A 14460-nucleotide genomic window follows, 5' to 3' on the forward strand; every position below is an offset into this window, starting at 1 on the left:
GCCGGGAGCGGGGCGACGACGACGGCGAGCGCCGCGCGCCGCGCCGCCGCCGGACCCGCCGCGGCGACGACTCCGGCCAGCGCAACTCCTGACCGGGTTTCCGACGATGACCGACCGGCCTGCCCGTGCGAGGGCAGGCCGGTCGGCCGCTTTCTCATCCTGTGCACCTCGTGCACCGCGTGCACGACCCCGTCTCCGAACCACGAATGCGAGCGACACGTGACCCTGCCGGCGAGGGCGCAGGAGCCCGGCACCACCACCACGATCTCCACCGACGGCGCCGGCGCGGTGCGCCGCACCGTGCTGCCCGGCGGGCTGCGCGTGATCACCGAGACGATGCCGACGGTGCGGTCCGCGGCGTTCGGCATCTGGGCCGGCGTCGGGTCGCGCGACGAGGCGGTCGCGGACGCGGGCGCCAGCCACTACCTGGAGCACGTGCTCTTCAAGGGCACCGAGACCCGGTCCGCGCTGGAGATCTCCGCGGCGATGGACGCGGTCGGCGGCGACCTCAACGCGTTCACGGCCAAGGAGTACACCTGCTACTACGCGCGGGTGCTGGACTCCGACCTCCCGCTCGCCGTGGACGTCGTCTCCGACATGGTCGCGGCGTCGGTCAACCGCCCGGAGGACGTCGAGGCGGAGCGCGGGGTGATCCTCGAAGAGATCCACATGCGCGACGACGACCCCGGCGACCTGATCCACGACGAGTTCGCCCTCGCGCTGTACGGCGACACCCCGCTCGGCCGCCCCATCCTCGGCACCGAGGAGTCGATCAACGCGCTTGGGCGGGACCGGATCCACGGCTACTACCGCGATCACTACGTCCCGCCGAACCTGGTCGTGTCTGTCGCGGGCAACATCGACCACGACGAGGTCGTGGGGCTGGTGCGCCGCGCGTTCGCCCGGCACCTGACCGGCGACGCCGCCCCGGCCGCGCCCCGCGTGAACGGCGGCCCGGCGCCCGTCGCCCCGTCCACCCGCGTGATCGACAAGGACACCGAGCAGGCCCACATCGTCCTCGGCGCCGCCGGCGTCTCCCGGACCGACGACCGCCGCTTCGCGCTCGGCGTGCTGAACGCGGCGCTCGGCGGCGGCATGTCGTCGCGGCTGTTCCAGGAGATCCGCGAGAAGCGCGGGCTCGCCTACTCGGTCTACAGCTACACGGCCCAGTACGCCGACTCGGGGATCTTCGGCGTCTACGCGGGCTGCCAGCCGGGCAAGGTCGAGGAGGTCCTGTCGATCTGCCGCGACGAGGTCGCGAAGGCCGCCGCGCAGGGGCTGGACGACGAGGAGCTGGAGCGCGGCAAAGGCCAGCTCCGCGGCGCGATGGTCCTCGGCCTGGAGGACACCGGGTCCCGGATGAGCCGCATCGGCAAGAGCGAGCTCGTGTACGAGTCCCTGCTGCCGGTGGACGACGTCCTGGCCCGCATCGAGGCCGTGACGCCCGACGACGTCCGGGCGATCGCGCACGAGGTGCTGGAGGCCCCGCAGGCCCTCACGGTGATCGGCCCGGTCGGCGACCGCGACTTCACCCTCTAAGCCTTATCTACTCGCACAACACTCACACACTCTGCGCGGCCTCCGGTCGCCCGGCGCCCGTTCATGCTTCGGGGTGTTTCGGGATGGTTACGCTCCGTGCATGATCGGGTATCGGCCGGTCATGAGGATCCTCGTTCGAGTCGTGATCTCGGCGGTGGCGCTCTGGGTGGCGGCGGCGCTGCTGGACGGCATCGAGGTCACGGCGGGAAGCACGGCCGAGCGGGCACTCACGCTGCTCGCGGTGGCCGTGCTCTTCGGTGTGGTGAACGCCGTGCTCAAGCCGGTGATCAAGGTGCTGGGCTGCGCGTTCTACGTGCTCACGCTCGGGCTGTTCGCGCTCGTGGTGAACGCCGCGCTGCTGCTGCTGACGAGCCGGCTCGCCGGCCGGCTCGACCTGCCGTTCCACGTCGAGTGGTTCTGGCCCGCGTTCTGGGGGGCGATCATCATCGGCGTCGTGAGCTGGCTGCTCAACCTCTTCGTCGCGGACGACTGACTCCGCCTTGTTAAGCGGACCATAGTCCGCTAATCTCGGAGACGGACCACAGTCCGCTTCGAGAGGATTTCTCATGTCCCGCCTTCTGCACATCTCCGCCTCGCCCCGCGGCGCCGCCTCCGAGTCCCGCGCGATCGCCGACGCCTTCCTGGACGCCTACCGCGAGACCCACGGCGACGCCGTCGACCACTACGACCTGTGGGACGGCACGCTCCCCGCGTTCGGCCCCGCCGCCGCGGGCGCCAAGATGTCCGTCTTCGCCGGATCGGAGCCCACCGGGGAGCAGGCCGCCGCCTGGGAGGCCGCCCGCGCCGTCTTCGAGCGGTTCGACTCCTACGACCGCTACCTGTTCAGCGTCCCCATGTGGAACTCGGGCGTCCCGTACGTCCTCAAGCAGTTCATCGACGTCGTCTCGCAGCCCGGCTGGGTGTTCGGCTTCTCCCCGGACACCGGCTACAGCGGCCTCCTGCGGGGCAAGAAGGCCGCCGTCGTCTACACCAGCGCCGTCTACGGGCCGGGCCGGCCGCCCGCGTTCGGCGCCGACTTCCAGGCGCCGTTCCTCGACGGCTGGCTCCGCTGGGCGGGCATCACCGACATCGAGACCGTCGCCTTCCGTCCCGACCTCGTCACCGCGGACGCCGACGCGGGCCGCCGCACCGCGCACGCCGAGGCCAGGGAGCTGGGCAAGCGCTTCTGACCGGTAGGCTCGGGCGCACGCTAGCCGGGAGGAACCGTGATCAAGGTTGGGGTGCTGGGCGCGCGGGGCCGCATGGGCTCCGAGGTGTGCCGTGCCGTGCAGGGCGCCGACGACATGGAGCTCGTCGCCGCCGTCGACCAGGGGGACGCGCTCGACGCGCTGACCCCCGCCGAGGTCGTCGTCGACTTCACCCATCCCGGCGTCGTCATGGACAACCTCGAATGGTGCGTGAAGCAGGGCCTGCACGCCGTCGTCGGCACCAGCGGCTTCGAGCCGTCCCGCATCGACACCGTCCGGTCCTGGCTCGCCGGCTCGCCGTCGGGCAACGTGCTCATCGCCCCGAACTTCGGGATCGGCGCCGTCCTCATGATGCACTTCGCGCAGAAGGCGGCGCCGTTCTTCGAGTCCGTCGAGGTCGTCGAGACGCACCACCCCAACAAGGCGGACGCCCCGTCCGGCACCGCCTACCGCACCGCCGAGCTGATCGCCGCGGCCCGCGCCGAGGCGGGCGTCGCCCCCTCGCCGGACGCCACCACGTCCGAGATCGACGGTGCGCGGGGCGCCGACGTCGAGGGGGTCCGCGTGCACGCCGTCCGCCTCGCCGGGGCCGTCGCGCACCAGGAGGTCGTCCTCGGCGGGCACGGCGAGATCTTCACCCTCCGGCACGACTCCATGAACCGCGAGTCGTTCATGCCGGGCGTGCTCCTCGCCGTCCGCAAGGTGATCGACCAGCCCGACCGCCTCGTCATCGGCATCGAGAACCTGCTCGGCCTGTGAAGGACCTCGCCGCATGATGGACTTCGCCGGGGAACCCTGGGACTACCTCGCCGCCTCCGAGGCGATCGACATCGAGCACCCGCTCGTCGTGGCGACCGCCTCGGAGCTGCGCACCGGCGACGACATCGCCTACGCGCGCTCGGCGTTCGAGTACGTCCGCGACCAGGTCACCCACTCCATGGACGCGGACGACCCCCGCGTGCCCTGGCGCGCCTCCGACGTCCTGGAGGAGCGCACGGGCCTCTGCTACGCCAAGTCCCACGCCTACGTCGCCCTCCTCCGCGCGGGCGGCGTCCAGGCGGGCCTGTGCTACCAGATCGTGGACGGTGTCGTGCACGGCCTCACCGCCGCGCTCATCGACGACCGCTGGGTGCACCTCGACCCCCGCGGCAACAAGCCGGGGCTGGACGTCCAGTTCTCCGCCTCGGAGGACCGGCTGGCCTACCCGTCCGTCCCCGTCCTGCCGACGGTCCACGCCGTCCCGCACCCGACCGTCCTGAAGGCCCTGCGCGGAATGCGCAGGCTGACCCCCGAGGCTCTTCCCACAGCCCTCTGACGGCTCGTCAGTCGTCGAGGGCCGCCAGGTCCAGGTGGGCGAGGCGGTCCGGGTCCGCCAGGATGTCGATCGCCACGACCCTGCCGTCCGCGATCGTGAACGACAGCACGGAGACGGGGCGCCCGTCCACGCTGCTGACGATCCCGGTGGCGCCGTTGACCAGGGCGGGCCGGGATTCGTGCGCGAGCCGCCGGAACAGCAGCGCCTGCTCCGCGACCGCGCGGGCACCGCGGATCTCCGTCCAGCCGCCCTCGGGGCCGCCGCCGTCGGCGCGCAGCACCACGTCCGGGTCGAGGACGGCGACGAGCGCCTCCAGGTCCCCGCCGCGCGCCGCCGCCTGGAACGCCTCCATGACCTCGCGCTGCCGCTTCAGGTCGCGGTCCGGCACCGGCGCGGCGCCCCGGACCCGGCGCCGGGCCCGGCTCGCCATCTGCCGCGCCGCGGCCGGGGACCGGCCCACGATCTCCGCGATCTCCTCGAACGGCACCCCGAACATGTCGTGCAGGACGAACGCCAGCCGCTCGGCGGGCGCCAGCGACTGGAGGACCACCAGCAGGGCCAGCCCCACCGAGTCGGCGACCAGCGCCTCCTGCTCGGGGTCGATCCCGTCGGCGGGACTGACCACCGGGTCCGGCAGCCGCTCGTCCAGCGGCGTCTCCCGCCGGGACGTCCGGGACCGCAGCATGTCCAGGCAGACCCGTCCGACGACCGTGGTCAGCCACCCGCCCAGGTTCTCCACGGCGCTCGTGTCGGTCCGGCTGAGCCGCAGCCACGCCTCCTGGACGGCGTCGTCCGCCTCGGTGAGGGACCCGAGCATCCGGTAGGCGACGGCCCGCAGGTGCCCGCGGTGCGCCTCGAACCGGTCCGCCAGGAACTCGTGCTCGTCCATGGTCGCGTTCCCCCTCATCGAGTGCGTCACAGCACTGACGTCCCGACCGGCCCGGATGTGACCGGCGACGCCGCGGCCCGCTCGTGATCGGGAACGCACCCGTCGGGCGGGATCATACGCCGCGCGAGGTTTGGGGGAAGTGCTTCCCGATGGGGTGGGGGCGGTGTTGTGCCGGGATTGCGGGGCGTTTAGCGTTCGGCGGGAGCTCTTGAGGCGGGAGGTCTTCATGGACGACGCGGTCGCGCGGGAGATGTGGAAGGCGCTGGAGCCCCTGCACACGGTGACGTACTTCTCACCGGAGTGCATCGGCGCGAACAAGGAGGTCGGACTCAGGGGGTACTGGATGGGGTACTTCGGGAGCCGCGGAGCGCCCCTCGGGCCCGTCCCGCCGGGTGTCGTGGAGGCGACGTTCTACGGGTTCAGCCCGGCGCGGGTGCGGCGGGCCGTCCCGGACGCGTGGCGGTTCGCGGCGCCGGAGAGCATCCTCGCCGCACGGGCGCGGGCGGCGGCCGACGCGCTGCGGCGGGCGGCGCCGGGCATCGGGGACGCCGCCCCGGCGCTCGTGCCGCGGCTGAGGGAGGTCGTCGGCGCGGCCGACGGGTCAGGGCGAACGCTGTTCGCGGCCAACCGGGACCTGGAGCCGCCGGACGAGCCGGTGGAGGCGCTCTGGCAGCTCACGACGTCACTGCGGGAGCACCGCGGCGACGGGCACATCGCCGTGCTCGCGGCGGAGGGGCTGAACGGGCTCCAGGCCAACGTGCTGGCGGCCGCGACGAGCCCCGTGGACGGCGAGTGGCTCAGGGAGAGCCGCGGCTGGTCGCGGGAGGAGTGGGACGCGGCGGCCGAGGCGCTCGCCGGGCGCGGGCTCCTGGACGGGGACGAGCCCACCGAGGCGGGCCGGGCCCTCAAGGCGGAGATCGAGCGGCGCACCGACGCGCTGGCCGCGCCGCCCTACCGGGTGCTGGACGACCCGGAAGGGCTGTTCGCGGACCTGGCGCCGCTCGCCCGCGCCGTGACGGAGGCGGGCGACATGCCGTTCCCCAACCCGATCGGCCTGCCCAGGCTCTAGAACGACAGCTTCTTGGGCGCGGACGGCTCGGCGGTCGCGGGGACGGTCCGGTCGATGCCCGCGGCGGCGTAGGCGGCCTGCTCGTCGAGGGTCTCGTGTTCGAGGAGGGCCATGGCGAGGGAGTCCAGCTTGTCGCGGTTGGCGCGGAGCGTCCGGAGGGCCTCGGCGTAGCACTCGTCGACGATGCGGCGGGCCTCCAGGTCCACGGCGTCCAGGGTGCCCTGGGCGGCGTACTGGCCCATCGGGTCCATGCCGTCGGGAGGCAGGATCGACAGGGGGCCGACCTTCTGCGACATGCCCCAGCGGCCCACCATGCCGCGGGCGATCTTGGTGACCTGCTCCAGGTCGCTCTCCGACCCCGTGGTGATCACGCCGAAGACCAGCTCCTCGGCGGCCATGCCGCCGAGCGCGCCGATGATGCGGCCGCGCAGGTACGGCTCGTCGTAGGCGTAGCGGTCGCCCTCCGGCGTGGACACGGTCACGCCGAGCGCGCGGCCGTGCGGCACGATCGTGATCTTGCGGACGGGGTCGGCGCCCGGCTGGAGCATGCCGAGCAGGCCGTGCCCGGACTCGTGGTAGGACGTGCGGCGCCGCTCCTCGAACGGCATGACGAGCGAGCGGCGGGTGCCGAGCTGCACCTTCTCCAGCGCGGTCTGGAAGTCGTCCATGCCGACCGCGCCCTTGTCGCGCTTGACGGCGAGCAGCGCGGCCTCGTTGACGAGGTTGGCGAGCTCCGCGCCGGTCATGCCCGGCGTCATCTTCGCGACGGAGGTGAGGTCGGCGTCCCCGGCGAGCGGCACCTCGCGGGTGTGGACGCGCAGGATCTCCACGCGGCCGTCGAGGTCGGGCGGGGAGACGGCCACCTGCCGGTCGAACCGGCCGGGGCGCAGCAGCGCGGCGTCGAGGATGTCGGGCCGGTTGGTCGCCGCGATCACGACGACGCCCTCGGAGCCGGAGAACCCGTCCATCTCGGTGAGGATCTGGTTGAGGGTCTGCTCGCGCTCGTCGTGGCCGCCCATGCTGGCGCCGCTGCCGCGCGTCCGCCCGATGGTGTCGATCTCGTCGATGAAGATGATCGACGGCGCGGTCTTGCGGGCCTCGGTGAACAGCTCGCGGACGCGGGCGGCGCCGACGCCGACGACCATCTCGATGAACTCGGACGCGGCGGCGGAGTAGAACGGGACGTTCGCCTCGCCGGCGACGGCCCGGGCCAGCAGGGTCTTGCCGGTGCCGGGCGGGCCGGTGAGCAGCACGCCGCGGGGCACGCGGGCGCCCATCCTGCGGTACTTGCCGGGGTTCTTGAGGAAGTCGACGACCTCGCTGAGCTCGGCCTCGACCTCGTCGATGCCGGCGACGTCGGCGAACGTGGCGCGCTTCTCGTCCGGGGTGACGGGCTTGGGGGAGCGGCCGAAGCCGCCCATGATGCCCCCGCCGCCGCCCCCGGCCATGCGGCGCTGGAGCCACACCATCACGCCGATCCACAGGCCGACGAACAGGAGGGTGGGCAGCAGGGAGAGCAGCAGGTTGGCGAGGAAGCCGCGGTCCTCGGTGACCGGCTTGGCCTCGACCTGGACGCCCTTGGCCACCATCTCGCTGAAGATCTTGTCGTCGGCGAACGCGGGCCGCAGCGTCTCGAAGGACGTGTAGGTCTTCTTCGCGTCGCTCTGGCCGGGGACCTGCCGGGCGTCCTTGAGCTTGCCCTGGATCTGGTAGCCCTTGGTGTAGACGTCCTTGACGTTCCCGGCGGCGACCTGCTGGGTGAACGCCGTGTACGGGACGGTCACCTTCTCCTGCTGGCCGGTGACGTGCATCGAGACGAAGCTCAGCCCGAAGACGATCGCCAGCAGGAGCCAGAAGAGGGAGGTGTTGCGGCCGGGCTTCCAGCCCCCGCCGAAACCGCCGCGGGCACGCTTCTCCGGCTGCCGCTCCGGGACGCCCTCGGCCCGCCACGGCTGCTCGGGGTCGTTGCGGGGCGGCACGGACTGGCGCCGGTCGGGCTCGCCGGCGCCTGCGCGGGAGTCCCGAGCGCCGGCAGGCTGCGGCGCGGGTCGCTTGGACGGCACGTCTGACTTCCCCCCGTACACTGCGCATTGCTCCACCCGAGGCGATCCTCGATCTTCCCGGGCGTGTGCCCCCGAAACGCGGGGCACGGGAGTCCAGGCGGGCTCCGGGGTGTAAACGGCGGCCGGTGCCCGGACGTTCCCGCCGCCCTACCGGACGCCGGCGGCGCCCGCGAAGCCGTACTTGCCGAACAGCTTCTGCGCGGCGGGCGTCAGCAGCCAGGAGACGAAGGCGCTCGCCTCGTCCTGGTGGTCGCCCCGCACGGGCGCGGCGGGGAAGGACACCGTGACGTTCTCGTCCGCCGGGATCGGGACGCTGCTCGCGGCGGCCCCGGCCGACCGCAGGTCCGTGACGAACACGACACCGGCGTCGGCCTCGCCCGCGCGGACCCGGTCCAGGACGGCCCGGGAGCTGATCTCCTCGGAGCCCGGCCGGACGGTGACCCCCGCCCGCGCGAACGCCTGCCGGGCGTAGCGGCCCGCGGGGACGATCGCCGCGCCGACGGCGACCCGCAGGCCCGGCCGCGCCAGGTCCCGCAGGCCGCGGACGCGCCGGGGGTTGCCGGGCGCCAGCGCGATGCTCAGCGAGTCGTGCGCGACGACCCGGGAGGGGCCCGCCAGGTACCGCGCGGACGCCTTCATGCTCGCGGCGTCCGCCGTGACGAGCACGTCCCCGGGATCGTGGTCGGCGAGCCGGTCGGCCATCTCCAGCGAGCCGCCGAACTCGAAGCGGAACCGCACGTCCGGATGCTCCTGCCGGTAGGCCACGCCCATCTCGCCGAAGACCTCCGTCATGGACGGGGACGCCAGCACGGTGAGGGTGGTGGGGCCCTCGGAGCCGCCGCAGCCCGCGGCGAGGCCGAGGATCGCGAGCGGGACGGACGCGCGGGCGCGCCGCCGACGGGGGGAGCCGGCCATTCGCCACATCCTAGGACGTCGTTCCCCCGTGCCGTGTCGGTGCCCCGCACTAGGGTTTCGGGCAACCGACCACACCTTCCCCGGAGGCCGATGATGCCCCTCGACCTGATGGAACTGCTGCCCGGCGACTGGCGCGAGCGGCTCGACCCGCTGGTCGACCCGCTCGCCACCGCCGCCCTGAGCGCGTTCGTCGAGGCCGAGTACGAGCGGCAGACCGTCTACCCCCCGCGCGAGGACCTGTTCAACGCCTTCCGGCACTGCCCGTACGACCGCGCCCGCGTCCTGATCCTCGGCCAGGACCCCTACCACGGGCCGGGCCAGGCGCACGGGCTGAGCTTCAGCGTCCGCGACGGCGTGCGGCTGCCGCCGTCGCTGCGCAACATCTACAAGGAGCTGGCCGGCGACCTCGACGTCCCGCCGGCCGCGTCCGGCGACCTCACCCGCTGGGCCGACCAGGGCGTCCTGCTGCTCAACGCGGTGCTGACGGTCCGCGCCGCCGAGGCGGGCTCGCACGCGAACAAGGGCTGGGAGGACTTCACCGACGCCGCGATCCGGGCGCTGAACGACAAGACCGACCGGGTCGTGTTCGTGCTGTGGGGCGCCTACGCGCGCAAGAAGGCGCGGCTCGTCACCGGACCGCAGCACACCGTGATCGAGTCGGCGCACCCGAGCCCGCTCAGCGCCAAGAAGTTCTTCGGGACGCGGCCCTTCAGCGCCGTGAACAAGGCCCTGGCCGACGCGGGCCAGCCCGAGATCGACTGGGGCGCCTGACCGGCTCCCGCCGCGCGGGCCGGTGCGGCTCCTGGGGGTGCACTCCCCGGCCCCCAGGGCTCCCGCCCGGAAGGCGGGATCAGAGAGCCAGGCCGACGGCCAGCAGCACCCCGTAGGCGATCTGGAGGCGGCCGGTCTCGCCCAGCACCGGGATCAGCCCGGGGCCGGTCGCGCCGCCCAGCACCTTCTGCGTCGGCGGGACCGACAGCGGCGCCGCGAGCAGCGCGATCAGCGCCCAGGGGTGCGGGGCGGCCAGCGCCAGCACGAACATGAACGGCAGCGCGGCGCACGCGGCGTACAGCAACCGCGTCCAGCGGTCGCCGAGGACGACGGCGAGGGTGCGCTTGCCCGACACGCGGTCGGTGGGGATGTCGCGCAGATTGTTCGCGACGAGCAGCGCGCACGCCAGCAGCCCCACCGGCACGGCCGCGGCCCACGCCTCCCACGGCAGCGTCTCCGTCTGCACGTACACGGTGCCGACGACGGCGACCAGCCCGAAGAACACGAACACCGACACCTCGCCCAGCGCCCGGTAGCCGTAGGGCGTCTTCCCGCCGGTGTAGAACCACGCCGCGAGGATCGCGACCGCGCCGACGAGCAGCAGCCACCAGGTCGTCACGGCGGCGAGCGCCAGCCCGGCGACGGCGGCGGCGAGGAAGCAGCCGAGCGCGGCGGCGAGGACCTGCTTCGGCGGCGCGACCCCCGAGCCGACGAGCCGCAGCGGCCCGACGCGGTCCTCGTCGGTGCCGCGGACGCCGTCGCTGTAGTCGTTGGAGTAGTTGACGCCGATCTGCAGGACCAGGGCGACGACGGCGGCGAGCAGGGCGCGCCACCAGACGGCGTGCCCCTCGCCGACCGCGACGCCGGTGCCGACGACGACGGGGACCAGGGACGCGGGCAGGGTGCGGGGCCGGGAGCCGGCGACCCAATGGGCAAGCGTGGCCACAGTTACCGCTCGTTCTCGTGGGACGACAGGGACTAGCCCTTCGATTCTTCCCGATGACGATCACTGCTCGGGCGCAGCCGCAGGGACAGCGCGAGGCCGAGCGCGAGGATCGCCGCGGTGGTCAGCGCCGCGTGCCGGGTGGCCGCGGCGAGGCTGGCGTCGGCGGCGCGGGCCTCGACGGCCGTCCCGGGGGAGGCGTGCAGGTCGCGCCCGTAGGTGCCGGCGCTCTCCCGCAGGTCGTGGGCGACGGCCGCCTGGCGGGCGGGCGGCAGCGCGGTCCCGGCGAGCCGGTCGGTCATCGCGTGCCCGAGGCTCGTGGCGAACACCGTCCCGACGACGGCGATGCCGAGCGCCGCGCCGACCTGCCGGGCCGTCGACTGGGTGCCGGACGCCTGCCCGGCCTGCGCGGGCGGCACGTCCGCGAGCGACACGTTGGTGAGCTGCGCCGACGTCAGGCCGAGCCCGAGCCCGTACAGCAGCATCCAGGGGGCGAGCCCGAACCCGGTGGTCGTCGCCGAGACGGTGACGCCGAGCGCGACGACGGCGGCGACCTCGAGCACCATCCCGATCTGGACGACCCGGTGGGCGCCGCGCCTGTTGGCGAGCCGGCCCGCGTACCCGCCGGACAGGAACGCGCCGACGGCGAGCGGCAGGATCGCGACGCTGATCTGGAGCGGGGACGTGCCGTGCACGCCGAGCAGGAACAGCGGCAGGACGAACAGCAGCCCCAGCTCGCCGACGTTGATCAGGGACGAGGCGAGGTTCCCCCGCCGGAAGTTCGGGACGCGGAACAGCTCCAGGTCCAGCATGACGGGCCGTCCGGCCGCCGCCCTCGAACGTTCCACGACGATCAGCGCCGCGAGCAGGGCGACGCCGAGGGCGAGGACGACCGGGACCGGCGACAGGCCCCCGCGCGGCCAGTCGAGCCCGGCCGTCGAGTGCGCGCGCGTCGCGGTCCACCAGCCGTACGTCTGGCCCTCGATGAGCCCGCACACGAGCGCGCCGAGGCCGAGCGCGGACAGCAGCCCGCCCGCCCAGTCGATCTCGCGCAGGGCGCCGGCGAGGCCCGGCACGGCCCGCGCCCGCGTCTCCGGCATCAGCGCGAGCGCGCCCGCGACCAGCGCGGCACCGAGCGGCAGGTTGATCCCGAACGCCCAGCGCCAGCCGCCGCCGGTGGCGACCGCGCCGCCGACCAGCGGGCCGAGCGCGGCCATCCCGCTGATCAGCGAGCCCCAGATGCCGAACGCGACCGCGCGGTCCCGGCCGGTGAACACCGCGTTCACCGTCGAGAGCGTCGCGGGCAGCACCATGGACGCGCCGACGCCCTGGAGCGCCCGCGCGCCGATCAGCGCCGAGCCGCTGCCCGCCAGCGCGGCGAGCACGCTCGCGGCCGCGAAGACGGCCACGCCCAGCACGAACATCCGGCGCCGCCCGAACAGGTCGCCGGCCCGGCCGAACGGGATCAGCAGGGCGGCGAACACCAGCGAGTAGACGGAGGTGACCCACTCCGCGTCCGTGGTCGCGAGGTCCAGTCCCGTGACGATGCGCGGCATCAGGACGCCGACGATCGTGGCGTCCACGACGATCAGCGAGACGCCGAGGCTCATGACGACCATGCCGAGCCAGGCGCGCCGGCCGGCCGCGGGCGCCGGAGCCGCCGCCTGCGGCGGCATCAGGGACGTGGAGTTGGGCACGCCTCCAAGATATGGCCGGGTGCCCGGTGCCCCTCACCGACCCCTCGGAAGCATCCTTAAGGGACGCTGATGTCGGTATGAAGGCGCACCTGCCGGACGGGCTCGCCCATGTCCAGCGTCCGGGCCGTCCCGTCGGGCGCCCAGCCCGCCGAGCCGAGGAACGCCCGCGTCACCTCGTCGCCCTCGAACGCCCAGGAGACGAGCGTGGCCGTGCCGTCCTCGCGGAGCAGGTCCACGGTGGCGGCGAGCAGCCGGCTGCCGTGCCCGGCGCGGGCGTGCAGCGGGTCGACCAGCAGCGCGATCAGCTCCGCGGTCGTCGCCGGGTCGCGGTCGCCGTCCTCGCTCGGGCCGTGCGCGGCGAACCCGACGACGAGGTCGGAGGCGACCGCCACCAGCAGCCGGTGCCGGGGGCTCGGCGGCGCCGCGGCGGCCTCGGCCCACCGCTCCCGCCACGTCTCCCGCGCGTCCGGCGCGGTGACCGCGTCGAGGACGGCGGCCGGGAGCAGGTCCCGGTAGGCGTGCCGCCAGGTGCGCACCTGGATGTCGGCGACGGCCGCGGCGTCCGCGCGGCGCGCGGGCCGTACCCCCACATCGGCCATGGGCGTCGTCCGTCCTCTCGTCCGCGTCCGCACCGGGCGGGCGTCCTCGCCGGACAGGCCGCCCTTCGGTGACGTCCTCACCCTAGAGCGTTCCCGGCGCCCTAGAGGTCGCGCTCGTAGCGCACCTCGCTGATCACGTGCCCGGCCAGCTCGGCGTCCGTCCGCCCGGTGGACGTGAGCCCGGCGCGGCCGTAGAAGCGGCGGGCCCGCGCGTTCGTCTCCAGCACCCACAGGACGAGCCGGTCGTGGCCGGCGGCGCGGGCCTCGTCGGCGACGCGCTCCAGCAGGGCGCGGCCGACGCCGTCCGACCAGTGCTCGGGCGCGACGTAGAGCGAGTAGACCTCGACGCGGGAGCGGCCGGGCACCGGCCCGTCCGGGACCCGCCGCTCGGGGCCGTAGGCGGCCATCCCGGCGGGGGCGCCGTCGACCTCGGCCAGCAGCATGCGCCCGGCCGGGTTCGCGGCCAGCCAGCCGCGCCGCCGCTCGACCTCGGCGGGACCGGTGAGCCGCTCGATCACCGCGTCCGGGAGCAGGCCGGCGTACGCGGCGCGCCAGGACCTGCCCCGCGCGCTCTCCACGGCCTCGGCGTCGTCGGGTCCCGCGAACCTGATCGTCAGCACGTCCCGAGGATAGGCGCGGTCAAGATCCGGCGGACGGGCCGGGGGAGGGGCGCCGCCGGGCCCGGTAGGCGCGCGTCTTCGTGCGGTTGCCGCACGTGCTCATCGAGCACCAGGACCGGGACCGGTTCTTCGAGGTGTCGAGGAACGCCCAGCGGCAGGTGTCCTCCTGGCAGACCTTGAGGCGGGTCCAGGTGCCGGCGGCGGCCGCGTCCACCATCGCGGCGGCGAGGCGGGCGAGCCCCGTCGCGGCGGACGCCGGGGACCCGGCGGGGACGAGGGCCGGACGCGGGCCGGTGAGCGTGACCCGCAGGGGGAGAGCGGCCAGGGCGTCCTCCAGGGCGCCTTCCAGGTCGTCGGCGTCGGGGTCGCCGGGGCCGTGGTGGGCGAGCATCCGCGCGCGCATGCCCTCGCGCAGCGCGATCGCCGTGGCCAGGTCGGGCGCGCCGGCCTCCGGGGGCGCCGGGACGAGCCCGCGCTCGGCCAGCCAGCCGGCGAGCGCGTCCGGCGTGGCGAGGCCCTCGGTCCCGGAGTCGATGTCGAGCGTGTTGACGAAGTCGCGCAGCAGCAGCGCGGCGTCCTCCGCGGATCCTGCGCCGGCCATCACCCCTCCGCACCCTTCCCGCCTGTACACCCGGCACTCTACCAAGCGGCGACACCGGTATTCGGTTTTGAGTGGTTGCGCGTTCGACAACACCGGTATTACGGTTTAGGTGGTGTCAACGAAACGGAGGACGGACATGAACGCGCTGCCCTACCTCGCGGGCCTCGCGACCCGGCACGCCTGGGCGGAGCGCCGGTACGCGGCGCTCCAGGCCGAGATCGTCGAGGCGCG

Annotated in this window: 15 protein-coding genes; 7 read left to right on the forward strand and 8 right to left on the reverse strand. The window is 74.2% G+C overall.

All coding sequences use genetic code 11. The annotated features are described in order from the left end of the window. Positions 1-219: 219 nt before the first annotated feature. The 5 genes from E1300_RS39295 (at position 220) to E1300_RS39315 (ending at position 4062) form a co-directional block, all read left to right on the forward strand. The gene (locus E1300_RS39295; RefSeq protein WP_131762232.1) at positions 220-1539 is read left to right on the forward strand and encodes a M16 family metallopeptidase; all 1320 of its coding nucleotides are present in this window, start codon (positions 220-222) and stop codon (positions 1537-1539) included. Positions 1540-1639: 100 nt separating this feature from the next. Beyond that, positions 1640-2032: a phage holin family protein gene (locus tag E1300_RS39300; RefSeq protein ID WP_370785670.1), complete on the forward strand. Its 393-nt coding sequence runs from the start codon at positions 1640-1642 to the stop codon at positions 2030-2032. Positions 2033-2105: 73 nt separating this feature from the next. After that, on the forward strand, positions 2106-2729 hold the full coding sequence (locus E1300_RS39305; RefSeq protein WP_131762234.1) for an FMN-dependent NADH-azoreductase: 624 nt from the start codon (positions 2106-2108) through the stop codon (positions 2727-2729). A gap of 36 nt (positions 2730-2765) precedes the next feature. Then, entirely contained in the window at positions 2766-3506 is a 741-nt protein-coding gene (gene dapB / locus E1300_RS39310; RefSeq protein ID WP_131762236.1) for a 4-hydroxy-tetrahydrodipicolinate reductase, read from the forward strand. 13 nt (positions 3507-3519) lie between these two features. Continuing rightward, a complete protein-coding gene (locus E1300_RS39315) occupies positions 3520-4062 on the forward strand; it encodes a transglutaminase-like domain-containing protein (protein ID WP_131762238.1) in 543 nt (180 codons plus the stop codon). Positions 4063-4069: 7 nt separating this feature from the next. On the opposite strand, the gene sigJ is transcribed toward E1300_RS39315, so the two are convergent. Then, positions 4070-4951 carry an RNA polymerase sigma factor SigJ gene (gene sigJ / locus E1300_RS39320; protein WP_131762240.1) on the reverse strand — a complete coding sequence of 294 codons (882 nt, stop codon included), beginning with the start codon at positions 4949-4951 and terminating at the stop codon, positions 4070-4072. A 226-nt stretch (positions 4952-5177) separates the two neighbouring features. Here sigJ and E1300_RS39325 point away from each other — a divergent pair, with 226 nt between their 5' ends. Next, positions 5178-6020: an SCO6745 family protein gene (locus E1300_RS39325; protein WP_131762242.1), complete on the forward strand. Its 843-nt coding sequence runs from the start codon at positions 5178-5180 to the stop codon at positions 6018-6020. On the opposite strand, the gene ftsH is transcribed toward E1300_RS39325, so the two are convergent. Continuing rightward, positions 6017-8083, reverse strand: a complete 2067-nt coding sequence (gene ftsH, locus E1300_RS39330) for an ATP-dependent zinc metalloprotease FtsH (protein WP_207400212.1) — start codon at positions 8081-8083, stop codon at positions 6017-6019. The two genes, E1300_RS39325 and ftsH, sit on opposite strands and share 4 nt — an antisense overlap. A 147-nt stretch (positions 8084-8230) precedes the next feature. After that, entirely contained in the window at positions 8231-8998 is a 768-nt protein-coding gene (gene modA, locus E1300_RS39335; protein ID WP_131762246.1) for a molybdate ABC transporter substrate-binding protein, read from the reverse strand. Between the two features lie 90 nt (positions 8999-9088). Between modA and E1300_RS39340 the strand changes: the two genes are divergently transcribed. Beyond that, positions 9089-9769, forward strand: coding sequence for a uracil-DNA glycosylase (locus E1300_RS39340; protein WP_442316430.1), 681 nt, complete (start codon positions 9089-9091; stop codon positions 9767-9769). Between the two features lie 79 nt (positions 9770-9848). Here E1300_RS39340 and E1300_RS39345 read toward each other — a convergent pair whose 3' ends face one another. The 5 genes from E1300_RS39345 to E1300_RS39365 are packed head-to-tail and all read right to left on the reverse strand — an operon-like array spanning position 9849 to position 14229. Further along, positions 9849-10715, reverse strand: coding sequence for a 1,4-dihydroxy-2-naphthoate polyprenyltransferase (locus E1300_RS39345; RefSeq protein WP_131762248.1), 867 nt, complete (start codon positions 10713-10715; stop codon positions 9849-9851). A gap of 32 nt (positions 10716-10747) precedes the next feature. Further along, positions 10748-12409: an MFS transporter gene (locus E1300_RS39350; RefSeq protein WP_242619680.1), complete on the reverse strand. Its 1662-nt coding sequence runs from the start codon at positions 12407-12409 to the stop codon at positions 10748-10750. A gap of 56 nt (positions 12410-12465) precedes the next feature. Continuing rightward, positions 12466-13089 (reverse strand): GNAT family N-acetyltransferase, encoded by a 624-nt coding sequence (locus E1300_RS39355; protein WP_370785673.1) that lies wholly within the window; start codon positions 13087-13089, stop codon positions 12466-12468. 20 nt (positions 13090-13109) lie between these two features. Beyond that, positions 13110-13628, reverse strand: a complete 519-nt coding sequence (locus E1300_RS39360) for a GNAT family N-acetyltransferase (RefSeq protein WP_131762250.1) — start codon at positions 13626-13628, stop codon at positions 13110-13112. Between the two features lie 19 nt (positions 13629-13647). Beyond that, positions 13648-14229: a CGNR zinc finger domain-containing protein gene (locus E1300_RS39365; RefSeq protein ID WP_131762252.1), complete on the reverse strand. Its 582-nt coding sequence runs from the start codon at positions 14227-14229 to the stop codon at positions 13648-13650. Positions 14230-14460 lie beyond the last annotated feature (231 nt).

Origin of the sequence: Actinomadura fibrosa, assembly GCF_900659615.1 — a bacterium.
In the GTDB taxonomy this organism is placed as follows: domain Bacteria; phylum Actinomycetota; class Actinomycetes; order Streptosporangiales; family Streptosporangiaceae; genus Spirillospora; species Spirillospora fibrosa.